Origin of the sequence: Formosa sediminum, from assembly GCF_007197735.1 — a bacterium.
Lineage (GTDB): Bacteria > Bacteroidota > Bacteroidia > Flavobacteriales > Flavobacteriaceae > Formosa > Formosa sediminum.
The window spans coordinates 3,158,052-3,183,578 of record NZ_CP041637.1; the positions used below are offsets into that span (position 1 = coordinate 3,158,052).

The window sequence follows — 25,527 nt, forward strand, 5'->3', positions numbered from 1 at the left end:
TGTAAATTAGAGTCAATTATTATTTATAATACTAAATGTTATAAATCAGAGTTTTAAAAATTATTTATTAAAGTATATATTTAATATATCAGCAAGTATATTTATGTGAATTGTTGACTGTATTGTTCTTTTTGTTACATTTGTAATCACTCAATAGTATTAAATAAGTTTACAATGATAAACAGCGACGAGTTTACAAAACGCCTACAAAAAGTAATTGATTTTTATGGAGAATCTGCCTCTTCTTTCTCTGAAAAAATTGGTGTACAACGTTCTTCCATTTCTCATATACTTTCTGGAAGAAATAAACCAAGTTTAGATTTTGTAATGAAAATTCTGAGCACCTATCCTGAAGTAGAACTCTATTGGTTATTAAACGGCAAAGGCAGCTTCCCTCCTGAAACTAAAAAAGCAGAATCTCCAGATTTATTTTCTGAAGAACCTACAACAATTAAAGAACCTGTTAAACAACCTCAAGAAACACCGAATAACCCAATTTCAAATCCTGTTTTTAAATCAGACCCTACAAAACAAATTGAACGCATTGTTATTTTTTACACAGACGGGAGCTTTAAAAACTTTGAGAACTCAATATAAGTTCACTATTTTTACGCAAAAGAAAAACCTATGAAACTATTTTTTCTGTGTTTACTTGTAGTATGCATGACAAGCTGTTATAATGTAGAGAGAAATTGTACAGATTTTAAAACTGGACATTATTATAGCGAGATAATTATTGATGGTTCTACATTTAAATCTGAATTTAACAGAACAGACAAACTGCAAATTGAAACTTATGATGGAAAAATAGACTCTTCTGAAGTACGTTGGATTAATGATTGCGAAGTTATATTCAAAACTATAAATCCTAAAAACAGGATTGAAAGAAAAGATATTCATTTAAAAATATTACACACTACAGACTCATCTTACACTTTTGAATACTCTTATGTTGGTGAAGACAAAAAACAAAAAGGTATAGCTATTCGCGCTAAATAAATCGATTTAAAGACTTAATTCACACAAATCTGGTGACAATACATAAAAATGAATTAAACTCTTTAAATCATTTTTATTTCAATAAAAAAAATCACCAAAAGAACATATTCTTTTGGTGATTTTTTTTTTACAATCTATATTTAATAAGATTTAGAATAAAGTGGGTTCCGAATCTTGATTCAAGTCATCTATATCCAAATCTTCATCATCAATATCATTACCATCTTCTTCTCTTTCGTAAGGAAGCGGATCTAACAAATTAATATGTTTTACTTTATCTGTAGTTAACTGATTTCCTAATGCTTTAATGCCTTTTACTGAAATAAATTCTTCAAGATTTACGTGTTGATTTTCTTTTTGTTCTTTACCGCGTTCTTTACCAAAAACAATCTCTGCTACTGGCAACCAATCTGTAGATACTATTTCTAAATGAGATTTATCGTGTTCCGATATAAACATTTCTTCTTTATTTTCATTATCTATTACAAATCGCTTCACGTAATAACGCTCTTTTTCTCCTTCGTAATATATTGCTGAAATTGGTTTTTCTGGAATCCATTTTTCAAGCACAACCATATCGTTATCAAAATGTGCCGTTAATTCTGGTAAAATAGTTTTCACATAACCTGACTGATTGATAATTAACAAACGATCTTCGCCTTTAAACTCGCCTAACAACTCACCTCTACCATCTACATTTAAACGACGTACCGTGTCATCAAACCAAATTTTACGTGGTTTTAAAGTAGACACTCCTTTTTCTTTAAGTTCTATTCTTTTAACCGGGAATTTGCTAACCAAGTTCCCTTTAGAAGCCCTACCTTTAATTAGAATATCAGAAAAATCTAAATCCCACTTTAACTTCTTTATACTTCCTACCTGACGCAGTAAAATGGTCACAACTTCTGCTTCACCATTAGGGTTTGCAGAAAAATACAATCCGGTAGACCCTTTTGCCCCTGTAGTTAAATCGTATTCTTTATCGCGAGTAATAGCGGTAACAGCAAAACGTTTTACATAGGTAGGACCTTTAGCGCCATCTCGATAAATCATATTATAAATAGTACGCTTATCTTTTTTCTTAAAAACAGCAACATGAATAATATCTTTACCTACAAAAGTTTTAGAATCTACCTTTGTAACCATCATTTTACCACTTTTGGTAAACACAATTATATCATCAATATCACTGCAATCTCCAACATACTCATCGCGTTTTAAAGAGGTACCTACAAACCCCTCTATTCGATTAACATAAAGTTTTGTGTTCCGGATTATAACTTTCGTAGCGTCTACATCATCAAAAATTCTAATTTCAGTCTTGCGTTCACGCCCTTCTCCATATTCTTTTTTCAATCTTGCAAAATACGCTATAGCATAATCAATTAGATGACTTAAGTGATGTTTTACTTCAGCTATTTGCTCATCTAAAGCATCAATTTTTTGTTGTGCTTTATCAATATCAAACTTAGAAATACGCTTAATTCTAATCTCGGTTAACCTTACTATATCGTCTTCAGTAACTAAACGTTTTAAGTGCTTAACATGTGGTTTTAAACCGGAATCTATAGCTTTAATTACCCCTTCCCAAGTTTCTTCTTCTTCAATATCACGATAAATTCTGTTTTCTATAAAAATACGTTCTAGAGAAGCAAAATGCCAAAGTTCCTCGAACTCACCCAATTTGATTTCTAATTCGCTTTTTAATAACTGAACCGTATTATCGGTAGAGCGACGAAGCATTTCTGAGACGCCTATAAATAATGGTTTATTATCTTCTATAACACATCCTAAGGGCGATACAGAAGTCTCGCAACTTGTGAATGCATACAATGCATCTATTGTTTTATCTGGAGAAATTCCAGCGGGAAGATGTACTAATATCTCTACATCTGCAGCTGTGTTATCTTCAATTTTCTTAATTTTAATCTTACCCTTATCGTTTGCTTTAAGTATTGAATCTATAAGCGACGATGTATTTGTTCCAAAAGGAATTTCTGTGATAACTAGAGTATTTTTATCTAATTGAGAGATTTTTGCCCGAATACGCACACGACCGCCACGTAAACCATCGTTGTAATTGGTAAAATCTGCAATTCCTGCAGTTGGGAAATCGGGTAAAATTGTAAAACGTTTACCCTTTAAATGTTTAATGGAAGCATCTATTAACTCAATAAAATTATGAGGTAAAATTTTTGTAGACAATCCTACAGCGATACCTTCACCACCTTGCGCTAATAACAAAGGAAACATAACTGGTAAATTTACAGGCTCTTTTCGGCGACCATCGTAAGAAGCCTGCCACTCTGTAATTTTAGGATTATACACCACATCTAAAGCAAATTTAGACAAACGTGCCTCTATATACCTGGATGCCGCTGCACTATCTCCAGTTAAAATATTACCCCAGTTCCCTTGTGTATCTATTAATAAATCTTTCTGCCCGATTTGCACCATAGCATCTGCAATACTTGCATCTCCGTGCGGATGATACTGCATAGTATGTCCTACAATATTGGCTACCTTATTATAACGACCATCATCTAAATCTTTCATAGAATGCATAATCCTACGCTGCACAGGTTTAAATCCATCTTCAATAGCAGGTACAGCACGTTCTAAAATAACATAAGATGCATAATCTAAAAACCAATCTTTGTACATTCCAGACACCCTAGTAATTGTCTCTTGATCTTCTGGAAGATTAGTATTTAATTCGTCGTTATCACTTTCTATCATTAATAATTACGCTTTATTTGAAATATTCTTTTTTACTATTTTACTTAGAGATTGCCCAATATACTTTCGTTTTCGTTGCGTCACTAAAGTTGTATTAAATCGCTCCTTTACTGTAGCTCCACTATCACTTTTAATATACAACACTAAACACCTATATATTAGATAGTTTTTAAATTTAAAACCAATTAAATTTTCTTTATAAAACTCAATCTCATGTGTTCTATAATTAATTTTTTCAGACAATAGTAACCCTTTGTTTGTTACTACAACTTGTTCGCCATCGCTATCATACTCAAAGTATTTTCCTATTCTATATACTGCTAAAAACACTACCATAAAAACCGACAGCACAATAACAAAAGTTAATCCAAAATTAGATGTTAAGTCGCTAAATGCTTTAAAAACCGTAGCCATGATAATAGCTAAGACAATTAAAACAAAATACACTGAAATTATAGTGTTTTTTACATGCCCGTTATCCGTTCTCATTTTTTTCTGCGACTAAATCTATTTCTACTTTCAGGTTATTTATAATGAATTTTTGACGCGTAGGTGTGTTTTTTCCCATATAGAATTCTAATAACTCCTCTATAGACATATCTTTATCTAACATGACAGGCTCTAAACGAATATTATCACCAATAAAATGCTTAAACTCGTCTGGAGAAATTTCACCCAACCCTTTAAATCGTGTAATCTCTGGCTTAGGTTTTAATTGATCGATAGCATTAACACGCTCTTGTTCTGAGTAGCAATAAATTGTTTTTTTCTTATTTCTAACTCTAAACAATGGTGTTTGTAAAATATACAAATGCCCTTCTTTTATAATCTCTGGGAAAAATTGTAAAAAGAATGTAATTAATAATAATCTAATATGCATTCCATCTACATCGGCATCTGTTGCAATTACAATATTATTATACCGTAAGTCTTCCATAGACTCTTCGATATTTAATGCCGCTTGAAGTAAATTAAATTCTTCATTCTCGTACACAATTTTTTTACTTAAACCATAGCAATTTAAAGGCTTCCCTTTTAAACTAAATACAGCTTGAGTATTTACATCTCGAGATTTTGTAATACTTCCCGAAGCCGAATCACCCTCGGTAATAAATAACGTAGACTCTAAATTACGTTCATTTTTAATATCACCAAAATGCACACGACAATCTCTTAATTTTTTATTGTGAAGACTAGCTTTTTTAGCACGATCTTTAGCTAATTTTCTAATTCCAGATAATTCTTTACGTTCGCGTTCTGCTTGTAGAATTTTTCGCTGAATTTTATCTGCTGAATCCGGATTTTTATGAAGAAAATTATCTAAATACGTCTTTATAAAATCATTTACATAGGTTCGCACCGTAGGCAATTCTCCTCCCATATCTGTAGAACCTAACTTTGTTTTAGTCTGGCTCTCAAAAACAGGTTCCATCACTTTTATAGCTATTGCCGTAACAATAGATTTTCTCACATCTGAAGCATCATAATTTTTACCATAAAATTCACGAACTGTTTTTACAACAGCTTCACGAAATGCAGATAAATGCGTTCCTCCTTGGGTTGTATTTTGCCCATTAACAAATGAATGATATTCTTCGGAATACTGCGTTTTACTATGCGTTAAAGCAACTTCAATATCGTCGCCTTTTAAGTGAATAATAGGATAAACCATATCACTTTCTTTAATATTTTCGCTAAGTAAATCTTTTAAACCATTTTCACTGTAGTATTTTTCACCATTATAAACTATAGTTAAACCTGGGTTTAAATACACATAATTTTTAAGCATTTTCTCGACATACTCATTTCTAAATTTATAATTTTTAAAAATGATCTCGTCTGGAATAAAAGTCACCTTTGTTCCTTTACGTCTCGTAGTTGACTCTAAAAACTCTTGGTTTTTTAAATTACCTTGTTCAAACTCGGCTGAAGCAGACTTTCCTTCTCTAGACGATTCTACTCTAAAATAAGAAGATAGTGCATTTACAGCTTTAGTACCTACACCATTTAGTCCCACAGATTTTTTAAAGGCTCGAGAATCATACTTCCCTCCAGTATTCATCTTAGACACGACATCTACAACTTTACCTAATGGTATACCACGCCCATAATCGCGAACAATAACTTTACTACCCTGAATAGAAATCTCTATCGTTTTTCCGGCGCCCATTACAAATTCGTCGATAGAGTTATCCAAAACTTCTTTAAGAAGAATATAGATACCATCATCTGCAGAAGAGCCATCTCCCAGTTTACCTATATACATCCCCGGTCGCATACGAATATGTTCTTTCCAGTCTAATGAACGTATATTATCTTCGGTATAATTGGTTTGGTCTAGCATAGATTTTTAGAGATGAGACGCTAATATAACATTTCGGCTTCAAAAATAAAACACTAACCCTAGTATTTATCAACAAAAAGAGCCAATACTTACGTATTGGCTCTGATATTTTATTTAAAAATTTTATGTTAAACGTTGAATAAGAAATGCATAACATCTCCATCTTTAACTATATAATTTTTTCCTTCTACACGCATTTTTCCTGCTTCCTTAACTTTTGCTTCACTGCCGTAGGCTATAAAATCGTCATAAGCAATAACTTCCGCTCTAATAAAGCCTTTTTCAAAATCGGTATGTATTACTCCTGCAGCCTGCGGTCCCGTTGCTCCAATATCAATAGTCCACGCTCTTACTTCTTTAACTCCTGCCGTAAAATACGTTTGCTGATTTAACAATTTATATGCAGAACGTATTAACTTAGATGCTCCTGGCTCTTCTAAACCTATATCTTGTAAAAACATCTGGCGTTCTTCAAAATCGTCTAACTCATTAATATCAGCTTCTGTTCCAACAGCTAAAACCAAAACTTCAGCATTTTCATCTTTTACTGCGTCTTTTACTAAGTCTACGTATTTATTTCCAGTACTTGCAGCAGCTTCGTCTACATTACACACATACATCACAGGTTTTGCAGTTATATACTGTGCTGGAGCAACAAACTCATTATAATCTTCTTCAGTAAAATCTATCGCTCTTACAGAAACCCCAGCTTCTAAACTTGTTTTAATATGCAATAATACAGCCTCTTCTTTTTGCGCATCTTTATTCCCTGTTTTTGCCGCACGCTTTACTTTTTCAAGTTTTTTATCTACTGTTTCTAAATCCTTCAATTGCAACTCCATGTCTATCGTTTCTTTATCACGAATTGGATTTACATTTCCATCTACATGCACAATATTATCATTATCAAAACAGCGTAACACATGCAATATAGCATCTGTCTCCCTAATATTTGCTAAGAATTGATTTCCTAGTCCTTCACCTTTACTTGCACCTTTTACCAAACCAGCAATATCAACTATCTCTACTGTTGCAGGCACAACGCGTTCAGGATCAACTAATTGCTCTAACTTCTCTAATCTTGGGTCTGGCACATTTACAACACCAATATTAGGCTCGATCGTACAAAATGGGAAGTTTGCACTTTGCGCTTTAGCATTAGATAAACAATTAAATAAAGTTGACTTTCCAACGTTTGGTAATCCTACAATTCCTGCTTTCATTTTTTCTTTAGGTAATTAGATTAAAGATACAATAACCAAGCCTTTGGTTTTTGCGAGTGCAAATGTAAGTAATTATATGAATTTATTTTTATAAAAAACATCTAGCTTTTAACGCAAGCATGTAACTCCACATAAATAAATAATCCACCTTCAATATTTAGTTTCCTATTTAACATTTTAAACTGACAAAAAAGACAAGCTAAAAAATTAAAAACCACAGCAAAATTAGGTTTCACATGATTAAAACTTATACAACTCACACTTATATTACTAAAAAAGAACGTTTTAACTAAGAATAATACAATCAAACACGATTAACAATTAACAATTCTCTAATTCTTAACAAAATACCCCACAACTTTGCAAGTAAATTTTAGTTAAATCACTTATTTACATATCTTTAATTAACAACCAATAAAAACAACCTTATGAAACAATTATCCTTTTTATTACTCTCTCTTTTTTATTTTCAACTTACCTCGGGACAAACCGTAACAGGAACAATAATAGATGGTGAAGGCTTACCTGTACCTAGTGTTAATATTATTGAAAAAGGCACTTCTAATGGCGTAGTCGCCGATTTTGATGGAAATTACAGTATAAATGTTAGCGACAACGCCACATTAGTTTTTAGCTTTGTCGGCTACAACACCAAAGAAGTTCCGGTAAATGGCCAGACAACATTAAACATTACCCTTATAGAAGGTGTTGGCCTTGATGAAATTGTACTTGTAGGCTCCAGAAACTCAAAACGCACGATTACAGATTCTGCTGTACCCGTAGATGTTTTAGATGTTGCAGAAATAGCAACAACTACAGGTAAAGTTGAAGTTAACGAAATTCTACAATATGCAGCACCTTCATTTAATGCCAGCAAACAATCTGGATCGGATGGCGCAGATCACGTTGTCCCTGCATCACTTAGAGGCCTAGGGCCGGATCAAACCCTAGTATTAATTAACGGAAAACGCAGACACCAATCGTCTTTAGTAAATATTTTCGGGACCCGAGGCCGTGGAAATTCAGGGACCGATTTAAATGCAATTCCTGCATCTGCAATTAAAAGGATTGAAGTATTAAGAGATGGCGCCTCTGCTCAATATGGTTCTGACGCAATCGCTGGTGTAATAAACATCGTACTTAAAGACAATACAGAAGGCATAACTGGAGGGCTTACTTACGGAGCTTACAGCACTGCAATTGGAGATGGATGGGAAAAAAAAACCGGAGAAACATTATATAATGTTGAAGGCAAAAACAGACTAGACGGAAAAGATAAAAATTACGATGGAGAAACCGTTAAACTAGACCTAAACTACGGTGTAGACATTGGTAATGATGGCGGATATGTAAATTTTACAACCGAATTATTATCTCGAGACAACACATTACGCCCTGGTTTTTCTTGGCGTAAAGGTTATGGAAGCGCAGGTGTAGAAAGTTTTAATTTTATGGTAAATACAGCAATTCCTATAGGAAATACCACAGAAGTTTATGCATTTGGTGGCCGTAACTTTAGAGACACAGAAGCGTATGCTTTTTCTAGAGATAGTTTTGAAGACGGAGACAACAGAAGTGTGCCGAGCTTATACCCTGATGGGTTCACCCCTAAAATAACATCAAATATCACAGATGTTTCTGTATCTGCTGGAGTTAAACATGAAATGAGCAATGGATGGACTTTAGATTTTAATAATACCTATGGTAAAAATAATTTTCATTATTACATAAAGGACAGTAATAATGCGTCTATGAAAGATGCTTCGCCAGTAGATTTTGATGCTGGAGGTCACTATCTATCTCAAAATACTACTGGTATAGACTTTAACAAGTATTACGACGCTGTAGCATCTGGGCTAAGTCTTGCTTTTGGATTAGAATACCGGACTGAAAACTTTGGCATTTTTGCTGGAGAAATTGAATCTTATTCTTTGTACGACGAAAATGGTGTTGTGCTTACAAATCCAAGTTTACAAAATGTTGCTACAGATACTAACGGCGATGTTTTACCTGGCGGATCTCAAGGTTTTCCTGGTTATAGCCCAGATAACGAAGTTGACAGAAGCAGAACAAACTATGGTATCTATTTAGATTCTGAATTAAATGTAACAGATGATTTTTTAATAGGTGGCGCATTACGATTTGAAAACTATAGCGACCTTGGAAACACTTTTAATTTCAAACTCGCTACCCGATACAAATTACTAAATGAAGCCTTAGCCATAAGAGGGTCTATCTCTACTGGGTTTAGAGCTCCTTCATTAGCACAACTGTATTATAACTTAATATTTACCAATATAGTTGCTGGAGAATCTATCCCTTCATTACTTTCTGCTAATAACAGTACAGTAACCAAAGCTTTTGGTATAGAAGATTTAAAAGAAGAAAAAGCATTTAACAGCAGCCTAGGGTTTACCTTTAAGAAAAACGGATTTACCGCAACAATAGATGGATATTTAATTAATGTAGATGACCGCATTATTTTAACAGACAACTTTACAGATCAAGCGATTTTAGGACCTTTAAATGTTGATGCTGCTCAATTTTTTGCAAATGGTGTAGACACACAAACCACCGGGTTAGATATTGTATTAAACTATAAATTTTCTGTAGGAAACAATAGCAATCTTAACCTTGGATTAATAGGAAACTTAAATAAATTAAAAATTAAAAGCATTAACACTCCTGAATTTGAAGGCAGTAGCATGACAGATGAAGAAGCCGAATTAAGATTCTTTAGCCCGTTTTCACAAGCTTACTTAGAAGCAGCTGCTCCCGATTATAAATTCGGATTAAACCTTGGGTATTCTGTCTCTAAATTTAATGCAAATGTAGCTCTAACACAGTTTAGCGAAGTTAAACTCCAAGATTTTCAATGGGTAGACTCACCTCCTGTTACTTTTGAAGAAGCAGATGCTTTAAAACTTGTAGCCACAGATACATATAAAGCAAAACTAATTGTAGACTTAAGCTTAGGTTACGCGTTTACCGAAAACATAAATTTAACACTAGGAGCTAATAATTTATTTAACACCTACCCAACTCCGCAATTTGATGGTTGGTCGGACCAAGGTGGTCTAGCCGACTCTGTACAAATGGGATCTGACGGAAGATACATTTTTACAAGACTTGGTTTTAGTTTCTAAATACAGAAGAAGTTGTAAAACAAAAAAAGCCGAGCATACGCTCGGCTTTCCAATTAATATTGTAATTAAATTAATCTTCAGGATGCATAAAACGTTGTTTCCCCAATAATTCTTCTTCGGTTTCTACATGGTCATCATCAGGCACACAACAATCTACTGGGCATACTGCCGCACATTGTGGTTCTTCATGAAACCCTTTACATTCAGTACATTTATCGGGTACAATATAATAAAGTTCATCACTAATAGGCTCTTGAGCTTCATCTGCATCCACCTCTTTCCCATCAGGAAGTACAACTTTACCATCTAAACTCGTTCCGTCTTTATATCTCCAATCGTCTGCGCCTTCATAAATAGCTGTATTAGGGCATTCTGGTTCGCAAGCCCCACAATTTATACATTCGTCTGTTATTATAATTGCCATAGCGTATTTCTTTTTCTAACTTTGTTGCGGCTAAAATAAAGCCAAAACCTTTCATAACCAAATTAGACTATGAATTTAGAGCAAAGAATTAAAGCTTTTATTAAATTAGGCGATTTTATACGCCAGTTTACAAACAACATTCCTCAAAAAAAAGAGAACATTCCTTTTAATGATTTATTTTTTGACGGCTTTAAACATCAATTAAAAATAGCTCAGGAACAAAACAAATGGTTTAACACAGACAACTTAACATTTGCACTAAACGGTTGGGCAGAATCTTTAACGGAAAACAATATTAATACCTGGCTTAAACCGTATACATTCAACTCAAATCCTGCAAAGAGAGTAGCTATAATTATGGCCGGAAATATACCCTTGGTTGGATTTCACGACTTTCTATCGGTTTTAATAACTGGGCATGAAGTAATTGTAAAACAATCGTCTAACGACAAACACCTATTACCCTTTTTAGCAAAATATTTAGAATATATAGAGCCAGAATTTAAATCTAAAATCTTATTTGTAGACGGGAAATTAGATCAGTTTGATGCGGTTATAGCAACAGGAAGCGATAATACAGCACGTTATTTTGAATATTATTTTAAAGACAAACCGGCTATTATTAGAAAAAACAGAAACTCTGTCGCTGTTTTAACAGGAAATGAAACAACTGAAGACTTAGAAGGTTTAGCCGATGATATTTTTAGATATTACGGTTTAGGCTGCAGAAATGTTTCAAAATTATACGTGCCAAAGCAGTATGATTTTCAAAACTTTTTTCAAGCAATGTATAAGTGGAAAGACGTAATTAACGATCATAAATATGCCAATAATTACGATTACAACAAAGCTGTATATTTAATGAGCGAGTTTGATATGTTAGAAAATGGCTTTTTAATGATTAAAGAAGATCCAAGTTTTTCTTCGCCAATTGCAACCCTTTTTTACGAGTACTACAACGATGTAAATTCGCTAAAAAACGAATTAATTTCAAAAAAGTCTAAAATACAATGCATTGTTTCTAAAGACTTTACAGAACACGAAATTGTTTTCGGAAACACCCAATCCCCAAAGCTGTGGGATTATGCCGATAACGTTGATACTGTGGCGTTTTTATTAAAAATTTAGCATAAAAAATATTAATTTTATTATATAAATTCATCAATTATTTACCACCTTTGTGCTTATCACAAAATTATCGAAATAATGAAAAAACACAATTTTAGTGCTGGCCCATGTATTCTTCCTCAAGAAGTATTACTTAAAGCTTCAGAAGCCGTAATCGATTTTAACAATAGCGGTTTATCTCTAATTGAAATATCGCACAGAAGCAAACCTTTTATTGAGGTTATGGAAAATGCTAGTGCATTAGCTATAGAATTACTTGGCTTAGAAGGCAAAGGCTACAAAGCATTATTTTTACAAGGTGGCGCAAGCACTCAATTTTTAATGGCTGCGTACAATTTATTAGAAACTAAAGCAGGCTATTTAAACACTGGTACTTGGGCTGCAAAATCCATAAAAGAAGCCAAACTTTTTGGAGATGTTGTAGAAGTTGCTTCGTCTAAAGACGCAAACTACAATTATATTCCTAAAGGGTTTACAGTACCTTCAGACTTAGATTATTTTCACTGTACATCTAACAACACCATATTCGGTACACAAATAAAAGAATTTCCTACGAGTCCTGTACCTATGGTTTGCGACATGAGTAGTGATATTTTCTCTAGAACGCTAGACTTTTCTAAATTCGACTTAATTTATGCTGGTGCTCAAAAAAACATGGGGCCTGCAGGAACAACTCTTATTGTAATAAAAGAAGACGTTTTAGGTAAAGTAACTCGCGCAATCCCATCTATGCTAGATTACAAAAATTTTATAGACAAAGACAGTATGTTTAACACACCTCCTGTTTTTGCTGTATACACCTCTATGTTAACCCTACAATGGTTAAAAGATTTGGGTGGAATTGCTGCTATTGAAAAAGAAAACGAAAAGAAAGCCCAATTAATGTATTCTGAAATAGATTTAAACCCATTATTTAAAGGGTTTGCAGCTAAAGAAGACCGCTCTATAATGAATGCAACTTTTAACTTAGTAGACGAAAGTTTAAAAGACACTTTTGACGCTTTAGCAAAAGAAGCTGGTATGAATGGTATTAACGGACACAGAAGTGTTGGTGGATACAGAGCTTCTATGTATAACGCTTTACCTTTAAGTAGCGTTGCTGCTCTTGTTGAAGTAATGAGCGAATTGGAAAGAAAAGCATAATCAAACAAATTAATCAATTATAAAATCAATGTCATTTTTATGACAACAAATCTTATGAAAGTATTAGCAAACGACGGTATTTCTCAAAGCGGAATTGACGCTTTAGAAAAAGATGGATTTGAAGTGATCACAACTACAGTAGCACAAGAACAATTAATTAATTACATTAACGAAAACCAAATTGTGGTGTTATTAGTTAGAAGTGCAACAACTGTACGTAAAGACTTAATAGATGCCTGCCCTAGCCTTAAAATTATTGGTCGTGGTGGTGTTGGTATGGACAACATTGATGTTGAATATGCTCGCGAAAAAGGACTAAAAGTTATAAATACTCCTGCAGCATCTTCACACTCGGTTGCAGAATTAGTTTTTGGACACCTATACGGATTGGCACGTTTCTTACACAACGCAAACAGAGATATGCCTTTAGAAGGTGATAAAAACTTTAAAGGATTAAAGAAAGCATACGCTAAAGGAACAGAACTTAAAGGAAAAACTTTAGGTGTACTTGGTTTTGGTCGTATTGGTCAAGCAACTGCTAAAGTTGCCCTAGGAGCAGGTATGAAAGTTGTTGCTTTCGACCCATTTTTAGAGAAAGCAGATTTACAATTAGAGTTCTTTGATGGACAAACTGTAAGTTTTGAAATCAAAACCATATCTAAAGAAGAGGTTTTAAAACAAGCCGACTTTTTAACTTTACATGTACCAGCCCAAGATGGATATGTTATTGGTGAAACAGAATTAAATAGCATGAAAGATGGCGCTATATTAGTAAATGCTGCTCGTGGTGGGGTTGTAGATGAACTTGCTCTTGTAAAAGCAATTGAAAGCGGTAAAATTGCTAGAGCCGCTTTAGATGTATTTGAAAAAGAACCACAACCAGAAATGGGACTATTAATGAATCCTTCTTTATCATTAACACCACATACAGGTGCTGCAACAAATGAAGCCCAAGATAGAATTGGAACAGAATTAGCACAACAAATTGCTAGTATCTTACTATAATTTTATGAACATATAATTACAAAAAAACCGTTTAAATAATTTTTAAACGGTTTTTTTTATATATCATCTAATTGCTCTACTTATAAAACGATTTAAACACCTCTTAATACATCATTACAGCGGTCTAAAAGCTATTTTAAATCCGTTTAATCCATTTCACACATTATATTCAATCTTCTTCAAAAAACTCATCTTTAAACCCAATTAAATAAAGTTTTTCTTTAGCACGTGTTACAGCAGTATATAACCAACGCAAATAATCTTTATCTATTCCGTTAGGCAAATAGGGCTGCTCTACAAACACCGTATTCCACTGTCCTCCTTGCGATTTATGACATGTTATTGCGTAAGAAAATTTAACCTGCAATGCATTAAAGTATTTGTTTGCTTTAACCTTACTAAACCGCTTATAACTACTACTTTCGTCTTCATAATCTTTTAAAACCTCTTGATATAGCCTATTAGAATCTTCATAAGGCAAGGATGGAGATTCTGCAGATATTGTATCTAAGAGCAACACCGTTTCAAAAGGGTGCATTCTTGGGTAATCTACCATTCTCACTTTAACTTCCGCAAAACGAAAACCGTATAATTCTTTAATAGAAAAAATTTCTAGAACCTCTATAATATCACCATTTGCAATAAATCCAGCTTCAGAAGAAGGCTTTAACCAAAAATAATTATTCTTAACAATCATTAAATAATCACCTGCAGACAATTCATTCTCATTGAATAATATTCTGCTTCTAATTTGCTGATTGTAAAGATTTGCACGCTTGTTACTTCTAACAATAATTGAAGTTTCTTCATTACCTAAATCGCTATAACAATCGTTAATAGCATCCATAATTTCTTGTCCACCTATTAACCTTACTATATCTTTAAATGGCAAAACATTAAACTTAAAACTATCGTAAAAAACGCCGGAAAGTGTTTCTCGAAGAATGGTTGCATTAAATAAAATACCTGAATCTTGTTCTTGCCTTACTACTTCGTCAAGTTCCATACTAACAACCTCCTTATCATAATTTAAAATTAGAGATTTTTGCTCTAAAGCTGGACTAACATCTAGTTTTACTGGTGGTAACTGTGCGGTATCACCAATTAGCAATAGTTTACATTGATGACCACTATACACATATTGCATTAAATCGTCTAGTAAAGAGCCATTTTCAAACAGTTTAGAGTCGCCTGGAGTATCTGGAATCATAGAGGCTTCATCTACTATAAATATAGTGTTTTTATGCTTATTAGGTTGCAACACAAATTTCACACCTCCACCTCTATCTTTTCTTGGAAAATAGATTTTTTTATGAATGGTAAACGCTTCTTTTTTAGAATAATTTGAAATAACTTTTGCAGCACGACCAGTTGGAGCCATTAAAACGGCACTTTTTTTAATTTTCCATAAATTATTCACTATAGTGCTGACAATAGTGGTTTTACCTGTTCCAGCGTACCCCTTTAGTAAATAAAGTGATTTAGGGTCTGGATTAAAAATAAATTCAGATAATTGAATTAATACAAAATTTTGTTTTTCGGTTGGATTAAACGGAAACTGCTGTTTTATAAGGGAATAAAATTGGGATGCATTCATTTATTGAGCTTCAGAAAAAAATTTATTCAAAGATAGCAATGATTTTTACTCTCATAGGTTTTAACGAATAAAAAAAAATTGTAGATTTGCGTTAGACCTTTAATAAAATTAATTAACAAAAAACACTATGCTTACAATAATTCTTATTGCAGTTGGTTCTATTCTGCTTACAATTGGTTTAGTTTGGCTGATTGACAAATTTTTACCATCAGGTTTAAAACCTGTTATAATTATTGCACTTTGGCTTCTTATTGCTTTTCTAGGATACCAAACATTTATGTCAGTTTACATGCCTATCCAATTCAATCAAGTTAAACAGAAACGTTATGCTGTAGTTATCGAAAAACTTATTGACATAAGAGACGCCCAATTAGCTCACAAACAAGTTACAGGAACTTTTGCAGCAGATTTTGACCACTTAATTAAATTTATTGATACAGCTAAATACACAATTACACAACGTCGTGACTCTACTGTTATTGACGAAGAGTTAACAAAAAGATATGGTGGTGTAGAAACTACAAAAGATATTATTATTATTGATACATTAGGGTTTGTACCTGTTAAAGATTCATTATTTAAGAATTCTTCTCGTTACAAAACAATGATGAACCTTCCTGCTGGAATTGGTCCAGAAGGGGCTAAATTTAAAATGGAAGCTGGAACTATAGATCAAAACGATGTTAAGATTCCTGTTTTTGAAGCATCTGTTAAGAAAAATGTAATCTTATTTGATCAAGAACCAGATTTAGTTGTTCAAGAAAACCAAGTTATTGCAGTAGACGATGTAAACGGAGATGCATTAATGGTAGGTTCTATGACAGAAGTTAAAACAAATGGTAACTGGCCAAAAACATATGGGGACGACGAATAGCAACCCACATATTACAACATATAGAGAATTGTCCATTCAAATTAGTTTGAGTGGACTTTCTTTTTGTACATTAAATCGTATTTCTAACACCATAGATGTTTTAAAACACATACAATTTGATAATTACGAAACGCCTTACAAATTATTAGAACACGTACAGGCTCTATTTAAATCCGAAGTTTGCTTACAAGACCAATTTAATAGTATTCAATTAATTCATAGCAATGAACTATCTACTCTAGTACCTGCTCCCCTATTTAACGAAGAGCACTTAGCCGATTATTTAAAATACAACTCTAAAATATTAAAATCTGATTTTATTACTTTTGATGCAATAGATATTAATGACAGTGTAAATGTTTATGTGCCTTATGTAAACGTAAATAATTTTATTTATGAACACTTTGGAGCATTTACCTATAAACATGCATCTACAATTTTAATTGAAAGTATTTTACAACTAGAGAAAAATGCAAACGAGCCTAAACTCTATGTACACGTTGGATTAAGAAATTTTGAAATAATTAGTGTTTTTAATGGTGCATTACAGTTTTATAATACATTTGAGTATAATACTAAAGAAGATTTTATTTATTATGTATTATTTACATTAGAGCAACTAAAATTAAACCCAGAAACAATTCAAATTGTATGTATTGGAGATATTTTAGAAGATAGTGAGTTATATACTATTGCATATAAATATGTACGTAATATATCATTTGGCACCCACAAACAACAATATACACACAATCAACAACTAGAAACTCCACATACAGAGTTTGTGATCTTAAACAGTTTTTAATGCGAATAATATCTGGATTATACAAAGGAAGAAGAATTAATGCACCTAAAAAGTTGCCTGTTCGCCCTACAACAGATATGGCTAAAGAAGCCTTATTTAATATATTAAATAATAATTACTATTTTGAAGATATTTCTGTTCTAGATTTATTTGCAGGAATTGGGAGTATTAGTTACGAATTCGCTTCTCGTGGCACTAAACAAATTACATGTGTAGACCAGGAATTTGGATGTACTAAATTTATAAGCGATACAGCGAAAACTTTTGAGATGCCTTTGCAGGTAATAAAAAGTGATGTATTTAAGTTTCTTGAACAAACCAGTTTAAAATCTACTATAATTTTTGCAGATCCACCGTACGCCTTTCCTTTGGAAGAATTTAGCAAAATTCCAGAACTAGTTTTTCAAAACAACCTTCTAGAAGATGATGGTTTATTAATTGTAGAGCATTCTAAACATACAGATTTATCTAATTTAGAACACTATAACCACTCAAAAAGCTATGGAGGAAACACGTTTAGTTTCTTTAGCAAACCAAACTTAGAAACAGAAAATTAATATAAAAATTCACAAAAACACATAAACTCCTCACACAAAACACTTTACAAGCTTTAAGGTTTTTTTAAAATTAATTTAACTCAAACGTTTTCAAATTAATTTTAAAATTATTCATAAATTTCATGTTAAAATAAATATAAAATATGTAATTTAGTTTGCGTTAATCACATAGATTATAACCGTTTAATACTTTTTGTATATTATGAAAAAACTTTTATTTGTCGCATTTTCTTTAACTATTATGCTTTCGTGTAAAGAACCCGTTAAACAGTATACTACATCTTCTCCAGAAATAGAAACAATTAAAACGTTACATAAATATTTTGAAGATAATAATTATGATGCCTTAACTGAACTTTATGCTGAAGATGCAAAGATTTATGAAAATTCTTTCGAATCTAAGTCTGCTTCGGATGTTATAAAAGAAGGGAAAGAAGGACGCGAATTAATTGCGGATTACACCTTTGAAGGTGGTGTAAAATGTGAAATGATAATAAATGATGCTGGAGAAAAATGGGTTAATAGTTGGGCCCATTGGAAAGGAACCTTAAAAGGAGGTGAAAAAGTTATAGAAGTACCTATTATTTCTCGATTTTTATTTGAAGATGGTAAAATTGTAAAAGAATACAGCTATTGGGATAATTTACCTAGCTACATCGCTTTCGATGAGATGGCTTCTAAAAAATTAGAAAATTTGGAAGAAACCTTAGAAGAAGATAAATAATAATATACCAACCAAATATTATATATAAACAACCAACCAAAATGAAACAAAGCCCTTTTTTATACTATAAAAAAGGGCTTGTTTATATAAGTAAATCTATAAGCCGAATCCTGTACTTTTTCTAAAAGAAAAAGCCCTTATCATTTATCTGAATGTATTATTACTAATACACTTTAGCTGCCTACCCTCCAGCATCGGACGTGCCGCCCTCAAACATTGGTATACATGGCATTGCACCACATAGAGTTTACCCGGTTTCACTACAGCATTACCTGTACATACTTTCTGTTGCACTTTTCCTAATCTCACGACTGGTGGCCATTAACCACTATGTTGCACTATGGTGTTCGGACTTTCCTCCATTCTTAATAGAATAGCGATAAGGCGATTTACTTGAGCGCAAAAATACAATAATTACTAAGTAATACTATTAAAGTTACTTTTATTAAATTTCTAAAATTGTTAATAACTCATAGTATTTTTAATCGCCATCTCTTTAAAATATACCCTTAATTTTTAACTTTGTTGTTCTAAGAATTTCTATGGAACATTTTATTGTATCGGCTCGTAAATATAGACCTCAAACATTTAAAGATGTAGTTGGGCAACAAGCTATTACCAATACATTATTAAACGCCATAGAACATAATCATTTGGCGCAAGCACTTTTATTTACAGGGCCTCGAGGTGTTGGAAAAACCAGTTGTGCACGTATTCTAGCCAAAATGATTAACAGTAAAAAGGGAGAACATACAGATGAAGATTTTGCTTTTAATGTGTTTGAACTCGATGCCGCTTCGAATAATTCAGTAGATGATATTAGAAATCTTACAGATCAAGTAAGAATTCCTCCACAAATTGGTCAATATAAAGTATATATTATTGACGAGGTACATATGCTCTCTCAAGCCGCTTTTAATGCATTTTTAAAAACTTTAGAAGAGCCTCCAAAACATTGTATTTTTATTTTAGCAACTACAGAAAAACATAAAATTATTCCTACCATCCTATCCAGATGTCAGATATTTGATTTTAAACGTATTACTGTTAAAGATGCTAAAGACTATTTAAAATATATTGCCGAAGAGCAAGGTATAACTGCAGAAGATGATGCTTTACACATTATTGCTCAAAAAGCAGATGGTGCCATGCGTGATGCGCTTTCAATTTTTGATCGTGTTGTTAGTTTTTCTGGTAAAAATTTAACACGACAAGCGGTTACAGAAAATTTAAACGTACTTGACTATGAAACATTTTTTACAAGTACAGACTTTATTTTAGAACACAACATTCCTCAATTATTATTACAATTTAACACTACTTTATCTAAAGGTTTTGACGGACAGCATTATATCGCTGGTTTAGCCTCGCACTTTCGAGATTTGTTAGTATGTAAAACACCACAAACTGTTGAACTTTTAGAAGTAGGAGAAGAAACAAAGCAAAAGTATTTAGAGCAAGCAAACAAATCGCCTCAATCTTTTTTGTTACAAGGAATAGAACTTGCTAACGACTGCGATCTCAAATATAAATCTAGTAAAAACCAACGACTCCTCGTCGAACTTTGTCTCATGCAACTTGCCTCTATCACTTTTGATGGAGAAAAAAAAAATAGCAAACGTTACATAATTCCGCCTTCATATTTTAGAGCAAAAGGCATTACTCCTATTCCGATAAAAAAACCAGAAATATCGAGTACTAACGCCTCAGAAAATAAAGAAAAAGCCACTACAGCCCCTACAAATACAGCTACTCAAACAGCTACAAAACAACCAACACCTTCTAAATTTGCAGATACCGATGTTCCTAAAATTGTTTTAAATAAAGAAAACAAACGTACATCTGGCTTATCTTTAAAGAGTATACGTGCCAAAAAAGAACATGAAATTAAGCAAAATGAAGTTGTTTATGATGAAATAAATCTTCCTACAGACGATTTTATGGAGGAAGATATGCAAGCAGCATGGAAAGATTATGTAAGTATTATTGAAACCGAGGGACAATTTAATTTGGCTTCTATTCTATCTATAGATGTACCAAAATTAAAAGATAAAACAACCATTAGCATTGTATTTCCTAACCAAACCAATAAGGTGGAAGTTGAAAGAAATCAATTTCATTTAATGAGTTTTATTAGAAAACGTTTAAATAATTTTGATGTTAGTTTAGAGATTGAAATTAATGAAGAAAAAGAAAAGCAATATGCATATACACCTCGCGAGAAATTTGAAAGAATGTGCGAGAAAAATCCAAATTTAGACCTATTAAGAAAAGCTTTTGATTTAGATGTTTAAAAATTTAACTAAAAGTATTTTACAAATCTTTATTTCACTACTAATTTTAATTCTATTTAGTTGTGATGGTCAAGATAAATTACACAAAAAGCCACAACAAATTTTAGAAGAAAATGGTTTGCTAGAGTCTTTTTCTGAACGTATTATTTACAATCCAGAAACCTATACAGAAACCGTCACAGACACCTTATTACATAGCGGATATCAGGTTCATATTAAAACTTATCTGGCTATGAACTCCAATATTATAAAGTCTGAAATTAAAGACAGTTTAAATATTAAAACATTTTACAGAAATGCATTGGCCGAAGTCTCTGTAAGCCTAAAAAAAACTACTATTTTTAATCAAATTGTTTCAAAAACATTTATCGGTAAAAATATTAAAGGTGCAGAAGAAACTTTACAAGGCTATCGCTTAAATAGTATTTGGATTGACGATGGTAATTTTGCAGTACAAGATGCAATTTTATTACGTATATTATATTGCAAACCAGATCAGGTTACAGATACTAAATCGTATTTGCTCAAAATATTTGAAACAGGCAACTATAAAATCACTGAATTAAAAAACTAAAAATTAAAGACTATGTTAGGCTTAAAATTACCAACAGATCCTAGATGGGTAAATATTGTTGAAAAAAATGTGGAAGACATTTTAACCGATCATGCCTATTGTGAACAAAAAGCAACTAGTACTGCCATTTCATTAATTGTTAGTTTTCCTGAATATACTGCTCTAGTACAAGAAATGGTAGCTTTAGTTAAAGAAGAAATTAGCCATTTTAAAATGGTTCATGATAAGATTTTAGAAAAAGGTTGGGTTTTAGGACGAGACAGAAAAGATGAATATGTTTTAAAACTTCTTACTTTTTTTCCAAAAGGCGGAAGCAGAACTACGCAACTAGTACACCGCTTGTTGTACGCTGCTTTAATTGAAGCTAGAAGTTGTGAACGCTTTAGACTCTTATCTGAAGAATTAGCAGACAAAGAATTAGCAGAATTTTATAGAAAATTAATGGTTAGTGAAGCCAACCATTATACTATGTTTCTAGGTTATGCAAGAGAATATGGCGACAGAAATGAAGTTGATAAAAAATGGCAAGCTTTATTAGACTTTGAAGCTGAGATTATGAAAGACTTAAGTAAGAGTGAAACCATTCATGGATAGTCTAACTAATTAGCCCCAAATGCTTGCAATGTTTCAATCACATAGTCTACATCTTCCTTAGTGTTATATTTAGAAAACGAGAATCTTAACGAAGGTTTCAAATATTCGTCTTCTTTTAAAATTTCAGCTAAAACATGAGACCCTTTTTGGCTTCCACTTTGGCAAGCACTACCTCGGGAGCATGCTATACCTTTTAAATCTAATTGAAATAAAAGCATTTGCGTTTTATGAGCTTTAAAAGGGAAACGCACATTTAATATGGTATAGGCAGTATGGTCTAAATTTGACGAATCTGCATTAAACGAAATCTCTGGAATTGCTTTTAAAAGTTCTGTACAAAAATAGTGTTTTAGGGCAGTAATAGCATTCCGGTCTGAATCTAAATTTTTATACGCAAGTGTAAAAGCAATTTCTAAGCCTACAATATTATGTACAGCCTCTGTTCCTGCACGCAAACCCCGTTCTTGTTCACCTCCATGTATTAATGGATTAACTCCCGAATGTTTTCTAATAAATACAAAACCAACACCTTTAGGTCCGTGAAATTTATGAGCACTAGACACAACAAAATCTACAGGAATATCTTGTAAGTCTAATTTATAATGCCCGATAGATTGTACCGTATCACTATGAAAAAGTGCCTTATATTTTTTACAAATTTCTGCAGTACGTTTAAGATCTAAAATAGTTCCTATTTCATTATTTACATGCATTAATGAAACTAGCGTTTTAACATCAGATTGATGTAATATCTCTTCTAAATCATCAAATTTAACAGTCCCATCGCTATTTAAACCTACATAACTCACATCAATATTATCATTTTTAACTAAATAATCTAGGGTATGTAATACAGCGTGATGTTCTATTTTAGAAGTAATAATTCGCTTAACACCTAAATCTCTTACAGCATTTAACAGCACTAAATTATCGGCTTCTGTACCTCCAGATGTAAAAAAAATTTCTCCTGCAGTAACATTTAATTCCTTGGCTATATTCTTTCTAGCAGTCTCGACAATGGTTTTAGAGGCACGCCCAAAACTGTGGGAAGAAGATGGGTTTCCATAAATCGTTGTCATAACTTCTGTCATTTTATCAATAACTTCGCTATGCATTTTCGTTGTCGCAGCACTATCAAGATAAACCTTTTTCATACCGCAAATTTACTTCAATTAAAATTATTTTCAATAAGTCTATTTATAATTTATCAAATCATTATTTTTGTCTTTAAATTAATTTCTATGCGTAAGTTTTCGTTTATTCTTTGTTTGAGTTTAGTCTCATTTATATCTTGTGATGATGGTGATATTATCACTGCTGAATTTGATTTTGATAGTACTTACGAAAATTGTGGAGAACTGGTCTTTTACAACATAAAAGACGATCCCTACGAATCACTATCCCTACAAATTACAGATCCAGAACTTACTTTAGCAGATCTTTTAGAGGTAGAAGATGATAATACTTTAGTGACTACCATAGATATTAGTGCTTCAAACCCATTTAATTACCGGTCTTACGACAATGATCCTTCAGATTTTTTCTGTAACGATGTACCGCCATCAGATGTTACTATAACTAACGATTTAGAAAGTACTTCTGGAGAAGCAACTATTACTACAATCTTAACAGAAGATGACAATGACGGCATTCCTGCAGATGTTGAAGATGCAAATTTAGATGGCGATGACGACCCGAGTACAAACCCAACAGATACTGATGGTGATGGTATTCCTGATTATTTAGATGATGATGATGATGGCGATAATATTAAAACCAGTAGTGAATCGCCTAACTATGATGAAGATGAAGGTGAATTTGTAGATTCATTAGATACTGATGGCGATGGTATTCCGGATTATTTAGATCCAGATGATGACGGAGATGGCGTATTAACCAGAGATGAAGAAAATAAAACTCAAGACCAAAATCCGGCTAATGATATTACTTTTAGCAGTGTGGGTGCAGATTATTTAAACCCAGATGTTGCTACTAAAGTTCCAGCAACAGCATACAGACAGCACACCATACAGCAATCTTATGAAGTTACAACAGTGTTAACCAATATACAATTGCCAGGTGTGAGTCAAGATGTTTTTTATTTGGGTACTTTAGATGATGACGATACAGAAACTGAACGCTACGTTACCCCAGATTTTTAATCTAAAATCTGATCGGCGTGTGCTTTTGTTTTTACTTTTAAGATTATATCATCTATAATGCCGTCCTCATTAATTACAAAAGTGGTTCTGTGTATACCATCATATTCACGACCCATAAATTTTTTAGGACCCCAAACTCCAAAAGCATTAATTACAGTTTTATCTTCATCTGCTAATAAAGGATATTGAAATTCATGTTTATTTTTAAAATTTAATTGGCGTTTTTCACTATCGGCACTTACACCCAGTATTTCATAATTTAAAGCTTTAAAACGCTCAAAATTATCTCTTAAATTACATGCTTCTACAGTACAACCTGGTGTACTTGCTTTAGGATAGAAAAAAATCACTAATTTTTTTCCTTTATAATCATTTAAAGAAATTATATTGCCATTTTGATCCTTGGCAGAAAAATCTGGAGCCTTGTCTCCTATTTTTAAAGTTGTCATAATTATTAATTTTATTCAAAAGTACAATAATGACTAAACAAGAAAAAGTAGACTTTGTTATAAATACATTAAAAGCATTATATCCAGAAATTCCAATTCCATTAGATCACAAAGATCCCTATACCTTATTAATAGCTGTACTTATGTCTGCCCAAAGTACAGATGTTCGTGTAAATCAGATTACACCACTACTTTTTGAAAAAGCAGATAATCCATACGATATGGTTAAACTTACTGTTGAAGAGATTAGAGATATTATAAAACCAGTAGGATTATCTCCTATGAAGAGTAAAGGCATTCATGGTCTATCTCAGATTTTAATTGATAAACATAATGGTGAAGTGCCTAAAACTTATGAAGAACTTGAAGAATTGCCAGCAGTAGGACATAAAACGGCTGCTGTAGTGCTTTCTCAAGCTTTTGGAATTCCTGCCTTTCCTGTAGATACACACATACAACGTTTAATGTATAGATGGAATTTAAGTAGCGGAAAAAATGTGGTTCAAACCGAAAAAGATGCAAAACGCTTATTTCCAAAAGAATTATGGAACGACTTACATTTACAAATTATTTGGTATGGTCGCGAGTATTCGCCTGCCCGGGGTTGGGATTTAGAAAAAGACATTATTACCAAAACCATTGGTAGAAAAACTGAACTTGAGAAGTATTATAAAACAAAGAAACCCTGAGTATATCAACACTCCTTTGTTTTAATTAATACTTATTTTAAATTTTTCAGTGTTACA

At 32.5% G+C, this 25,527-nt stretch carries 23 protein-coding genes and 1 other RNA gene; 15 read left to right on the forward strand and 9 right to left on the reverse strand.

The annotated features are described in order from the left end of the window. Nucleotides 1-174: 174 nt before the first annotated feature. Nucleotides 175-597, forward strand: a complete 423-nt coding sequence (locus FNB79_RS13925; RefSeq protein WP_143381930.1) for a helix-turn-helix domain-containing protein — start codon at nt 175-177, stop codon at nt 595-597. A gap of 30 nt (nt 598-627) precedes the next feature. Continuing rightward, nucleotides 628-999 carry a DNA topoisomerase IV gene (locus tag FNB79_RS13930; RefSeq protein WP_143381931.1) on the forward strand — a complete coding sequence of 124 codons (372 nt, stop codon included), beginning with the start codon at nt 628-630 and terminating at the stop codon, nt 997-999. A 150-nt stretch (nt 1,000-1,149) separates the two neighbouring features. On the opposite strand, the gene FNB79_RS13935 is transcribed toward FNB79_RS13930, so the two are convergent. The 4 genes from FNB79_RS13935 to ychF form a co-directional block, all read right to left on the reverse strand. Next, the gene (locus tag FNB79_RS13935) at nt 1,150-3,738 is read right to left on the reverse strand and encodes a DNA gyrase/topoisomerase IV subunit A (RefSeq protein ID WP_143381932.1); all 2,589 of its coding nucleotides are present in this window, start codon (nt 3,736-3,738) and stop codon (nt 1,150-1,152) included. 6 nt (nt 3,739-3,744) lie between these two features. Continuing rightward, on the reverse strand, nt 3,745-4,227 hold the full coding sequence (locus tag FNB79_RS13940) for a hypothetical protein (RefSeq protein WP_143381933.1): 483 nt from the start codon (nt 4,225-4,227) through the stop codon (nt 3,745-3,747). After that, on the reverse strand, nt 4,214-6,082 hold the full coding sequence (locus tag FNB79_RS13945; protein WP_143381934.1) for a DNA topoisomerase IV subunit B: 1,869 nt from the start codon (nt 6,080-6,082) through the stop codon (nt 4,214-4,216). Before FNB79_RS13945 ends, FNB79_RS13940 begins: the two co-directional genes overlap by 14 nt. A gap of 128 nt (nt 6,083-6,210) precedes the next feature. Next, nucleotides 6,211-7,305: a redox-regulated ATPase YchF gene (gene ychF, locus FNB79_RS13950; RefSeq protein WP_143381935.1), complete on the reverse strand. Its 1,095-nt coding sequence runs from the start codon at nt 7,303-7,305 to the stop codon at nt 6,211-6,213. Between the two features lie 428 nt (nt 7,306-7,733). On the opposite strand from ychF, the gene FNB79_RS13955 reads away from it, so the two are divergent. Further along, on the forward strand, nt 7,734-10,451 hold the full coding sequence (locus FNB79_RS13955; protein ID WP_143381936.1) for a TonB-dependent receptor: 2,718 nt from the start codon (nt 7,734-7,736) through the stop codon (nt 10,449-10,451). Between the two features lie 70 nt (nt 10,452-10,521). On the opposite strand, the gene FNB79_RS13960 is transcribed toward FNB79_RS13955, so the two are convergent. Next, nucleotides 10,522-10,875, reverse strand: coding sequence for a 4Fe-4S dicluster domain-containing protein (locus tag FNB79_RS13960; RefSeq protein ID WP_143381937.1), 354 nt, complete (start codon nt 10,873-10,875; stop codon nt 10,522-10,524). Between the two features lie 69 nt (nt 10,876-10,944). Between FNB79_RS13960 and FNB79_RS13965 the strand changes: the two genes are divergently transcribed. The 3 genes from FNB79_RS13965 to FNB79_RS13975 all read left to right on the forward strand — a co-directional run bounded on the left by FNB79_RS13965 (nt 10,945) and on the right by FNB79_RS13975 (nt 14,151). Beyond that, nucleotides 10,945-12,003: an acyl-CoA reductase gene (locus tag FNB79_RS13965; protein WP_143381938.1), complete on the forward strand. Its 1,059-nt coding sequence runs from the start codon at nt 10,945-10,947 to the stop codon at nt 12,001-12,003. Nucleotides 12,004-12,081: 78 nt separating this feature from the next. Then, nucleotides 12,082-13,146, forward strand: coding sequence for a 3-phosphoserine/phosphohydroxythreonine transaminase (serC, locus tag FNB79_RS13970; protein WP_143381939.1), 1,065 nt, complete (start codon nt 12,082-12,084; stop codon nt 13,144-13,146). Nucleotides 13,147-13,200: 54 nt separating this feature from the next. After that, nucleotides 13,201-14,151, forward strand: coding sequence for a D-2-hydroxyacid dehydrogenase (locus FNB79_RS13975; RefSeq protein ID WP_143382639.1), 951 nt, complete (start codon nt 13,201-13,203; stop codon nt 14,149-14,151). A 169-nt stretch (nt 14,152-14,320) separates the two neighbouring features. Here the strand turns inward: FNB79_RS13975 and FNB79_RS13980 are convergent, their stop codons facing one another. Then, entirely contained in the window at nt 14,321-15,748 is a 1,428-nt protein-coding gene (locus FNB79_RS13980; RefSeq protein WP_143381940.1) for an ATP-dependent DNA helicase, read from the reverse strand. 127 nt (nt 15,749-15,875) lie between these two features. Here FNB79_RS13980 and FNB79_RS13985 point away from each other — a divergent pair, with 127 nt between their 5' ends. From FNB79_RS13985 to FNB79_RS14000, 4 genes are all read left to right on the forward strand, one after another. After that, nucleotides 15,876-16,622 (forward strand): hypothetical protein, encoded by a 747-nt coding sequence (locus FNB79_RS13985; RefSeq protein ID WP_143381941.1) that lies wholly within the window; start codon nt 15,876-15,878, stop codon nt 16,620-16,622. Continuing rightward, nucleotides 16,606-17,427: a DUF3822 family protein gene (locus FNB79_RS13990; RefSeq protein ID WP_143381942.1), complete on the forward strand. Its 822-nt coding sequence runs from the start codon at nt 16,606-16,608 to the stop codon at nt 17,425-17,427. Before FNB79_RS13985 ends, FNB79_RS13990 begins: the two co-directional genes overlap by 17 nt. Beyond that, entirely contained in the window at nt 17,427-17,984 is a 558-nt protein-coding gene (rsmD, locus tag FNB79_RS13995; protein ID WP_143381943.1) for a 16S rRNA (guanine(966)-N(2))-methyltransferase RsmD, read from the forward strand. Before FNB79_RS13990 ends, rsmD begins: the two co-directional genes overlap by 1 nt. 202 nt (nt 17,985-18,186) lie before the next feature. After that, the gene (locus tag FNB79_RS14000) at nt 18,187-18,708 is read left to right on the forward strand and encodes a nuclear transport factor 2 family protein (RefSeq protein ID WP_143381944.1); all 522 of its coding nucleotides are present in this window, start codon (nt 18,187-18,189) and stop codon (nt 18,706-18,708) included. A gap of 83 nt (nt 18,709-18,791) precedes the next feature. Here the strand turns inward: FNB79_RS14000 and rnpB are convergent. Next, nucleotides 18,792-19,104, reverse strand: an RNA gene (rnpB, locus tag FNB79_RS14005) — RNase P RNA component class A. A gap of 146 nt (nt 19,105-19,250) precedes the next feature. Between rnpB and FNB79_RS14010 the strand changes: the two genes are divergently transcribed. Genes FNB79_RS14010 through miaE form a run of 3 tightly spaced genes read left to right on the forward strand, consistent with a single transcriptional unit; the run spans nt 19,251 to nt 22,170 of the window. Then, nucleotides 19,251-21,002 carry a DNA polymerase III subunit gamma/tau gene (locus FNB79_RS14010; protein WP_143381945.1) on the forward strand — a complete coding sequence of 584 codons (1,752 nt, stop codon included), beginning with the start codon at nt 19,251-19,253 and terminating at the stop codon, nt 21,000-21,002. Continuing rightward, on the forward strand, nt 20,995-21,576 hold the full coding sequence (locus FNB79_RS14015) for a hypothetical protein (protein WP_143381946.1): 582 nt from the start codon (nt 20,995-20,997) through the stop codon (nt 21,574-21,576). Before FNB79_RS14010 ends, FNB79_RS14015 begins: the two co-directional genes overlap by 8 nt. A gap of 12 nt (nt 21,577-21,588) precedes the next feature. Continuing rightward, nucleotides 21,589-22,170, forward strand: a complete 582-nt coding sequence (gene miaE, locus FNB79_RS14020; protein WP_143381947.1) for a tRNA-(ms[2]io[6]A)-hydroxylase — start codon at nt 21,589-21,591, stop codon at nt 22,168-22,170. A 5-nt stretch (nt 22,171-22,175) separates the two neighbouring features. On the opposite strand, the gene FNB79_RS14025 is transcribed toward miaE, so the two are convergent. After that, nucleotides 22,176-23,324 carry a cysteine desulfurase family protein gene (locus tag FNB79_RS14025; RefSeq protein ID WP_143381948.1) on the reverse strand — a complete coding sequence of 383 codons (1,149 nt, stop codon included), beginning with the start codon at nt 23,322-23,324 and terminating at the stop codon, nt 22,176-22,178. Nucleotides 23,325-23,411: 87 nt separating this feature from the next. Between FNB79_RS14025 and FNB79_RS14030 the strand changes: the two genes are divergently transcribed. After that, nucleotides 23,412-24,332, forward strand: coding sequence for a hypothetical protein (locus FNB79_RS14030; RefSeq protein ID WP_143381949.1), 921 nt, complete (start codon nt 23,412-23,414; stop codon nt 24,330-24,332). On the opposite strand, the gene bcp is transcribed toward FNB79_RS14030, so the two are convergent. Next, nucleotides 24,329-24,781: a thioredoxin-dependent thiol peroxidase gene (gene bcp, locus FNB79_RS14035; RefSeq protein WP_143381950.1), complete on the reverse strand. Its 453-nt coding sequence runs from the start codon at nt 24,779-24,781 to the stop codon at nt 24,329-24,331. The two genes, FNB79_RS14030 and bcp, sit on opposite strands and share 4 nt — an antisense overlap. A 29-nt stretch (nt 24,782-24,810) precedes the next feature. Between bcp and FNB79_RS14040 the strand changes: the two genes are divergently transcribed. After that, entirely contained in the window at nt 24,811-25,470 is a 660-nt protein-coding gene (locus tag FNB79_RS14040) for an endonuclease III domain-containing protein (RefSeq protein ID WP_143381951.1), read from the forward strand. Nucleotides 25,471-25,527 lie beyond the last annotated feature (57 nt).

Bases quoted from the DNA above. Each gene is read 5' to 3' on its own strand.
- FNB79_RS13925 (WP_143381930.1), top strand. From the start codon at position 175: ATGATAAACAGCGACGAGTTTACAAAACGCCTACAAAAAGTAATTGAT.
- FNB79_RS13930 (WP_143381931.1), top strand. From the start codon at position 628: ATGAAACTATTTTTTCTGTGTTTACTTGTAGTATGCATGACAAGCTGT.
- FNB79_RS13935 (WP_143381932.1), bottom strand. From the start codon at position 3,738: ATGATAGAAAGTGATAACGACGAATTAAATACTAATCTTCCAGAAGAT.
- FNB79_RS13940 (WP_143381933.1), bottom strand. From the start codon at position 4,227: ATGAGAACGGATAACGGGCATGTAAAAAACACTATAATTTCAGTGTAT.
- FNB79_RS13945 (WP_143381934.1), bottom strand. From the start codon at position 6,082: ATGCTAGACCAAACCAATTATACCGAAGATAATATACGTTCATTAGAC.
- ychF (WP_143381935.1), bottom strand. From the start codon at position 7,305: ATGAAAGCAGGAATTGTAGGATTACCAAACGTTGGAAAGTCAACTTTA.
- FNB79_RS13955 (WP_143381936.1), top strand. From the start codon at position 7,734: ATGAAACAATTATCCTTTTTATTACTCTCTCTTTTTTATTTTCAACTT.
- FNB79_RS13960 (WP_143381937.1), bottom strand. From the start codon at position 10,875: ATGGCAATTATAATAACAGACGAATGTATAAATTGTGGGGCTTGCGAA.
- FNB79_RS13965 (WP_143381938.1), top strand. From the start codon at position 10,945: ATGAATTTAGAGCAAAGAATTAAAGCTTTTATTAAATTAGGCGATTTT.
- serC (WP_143381939.1), top strand. From the start codon at position 12,082: ATGAAAAAACACAATTTTAGTGCTGGCCCATGTATTCTTCCTCAAGAA.
- FNB79_RS13975 (WP_143382639.1), top strand. From the start codon at position 13,201: ATGAAAGTATTAGCAAACGACGGTATTTCTCAAAGCGGAATTGACGCT.
- FNB79_RS13980 (WP_143381940.1), bottom strand. From the start codon at position 15,748: ATGAATGCATCCCAATTTTATTCCCTTATAAAACAGCAGTTTCCGTTT.
- FNB79_RS13985 (WP_143381941.1), top strand. From the start codon at position 15,876: ATGCTTACAATAATTCTTATTGCAGTTGGTTCTATTCTGCTTACAATT.
- FNB79_RS13990 (WP_143381942.1), top strand. From the start codon at position 16,606: ATGGGGACGACGAATAGCAACCCACATATTACAACATATAGAGAATTG.
- rsmD (WP_143381943.1), top strand. From the start codon at position 17,427: ATGCGAATAATATCTGGATTATACAAAGGAAGAAGAATTAATGCACCT.
- FNB79_RS14000 (WP_143381944.1), top strand. From the start codon at position 18,187: ATGAAAAAACTTTTATTTGTCGCATTTTCTTTAACTATTATGCTTTCG.
- FNB79_RS14010 (WP_143381945.1), top strand. From the start codon at position 19,251: ATGGAACATTTTATTGTATCGGCTCGTAAATATAGACCTCAAACATTT.
- FNB79_RS14015 (WP_143381946.1), top strand. From the start codon at position 20,995: ATGTTTAAAAATTTAACTAAAAGTATTTTACAAATCTTTATTTCACTA.
- miaE (WP_143381947.1), top strand. From the start codon at position 21,589: ATGTTAGGCTTAAAATTACCAACAGATCCTAGATGGGTAAATATTGTT.
- FNB79_RS14025 (WP_143381948.1), bottom strand. From the start codon at position 23,324: ATGAAAAAGGTTTATCTTGATAGTGCTGCGACAACGAAAATGCATAGC.
- FNB79_RS14030 (WP_143381949.1), top strand. From the start codon at position 23,412: ATGCGTAAGTTTTCGTTTATTCTTTGTTTGAGTTTAGTCTCATTTATA.
- bcp (WP_143381950.1), bottom strand. From the start codon at position 24,781: ATGACAACTTTAAAAATAGGAGACAAGGCTCCAGATTTTTCTGCCAAG.
- FNB79_RS14040 (WP_143381951.1), top strand. From the start codon at position 24,811: ATGACTAAACAAGAAAAAGTAGACTTTGTTATAAATACATTAAAAGCA.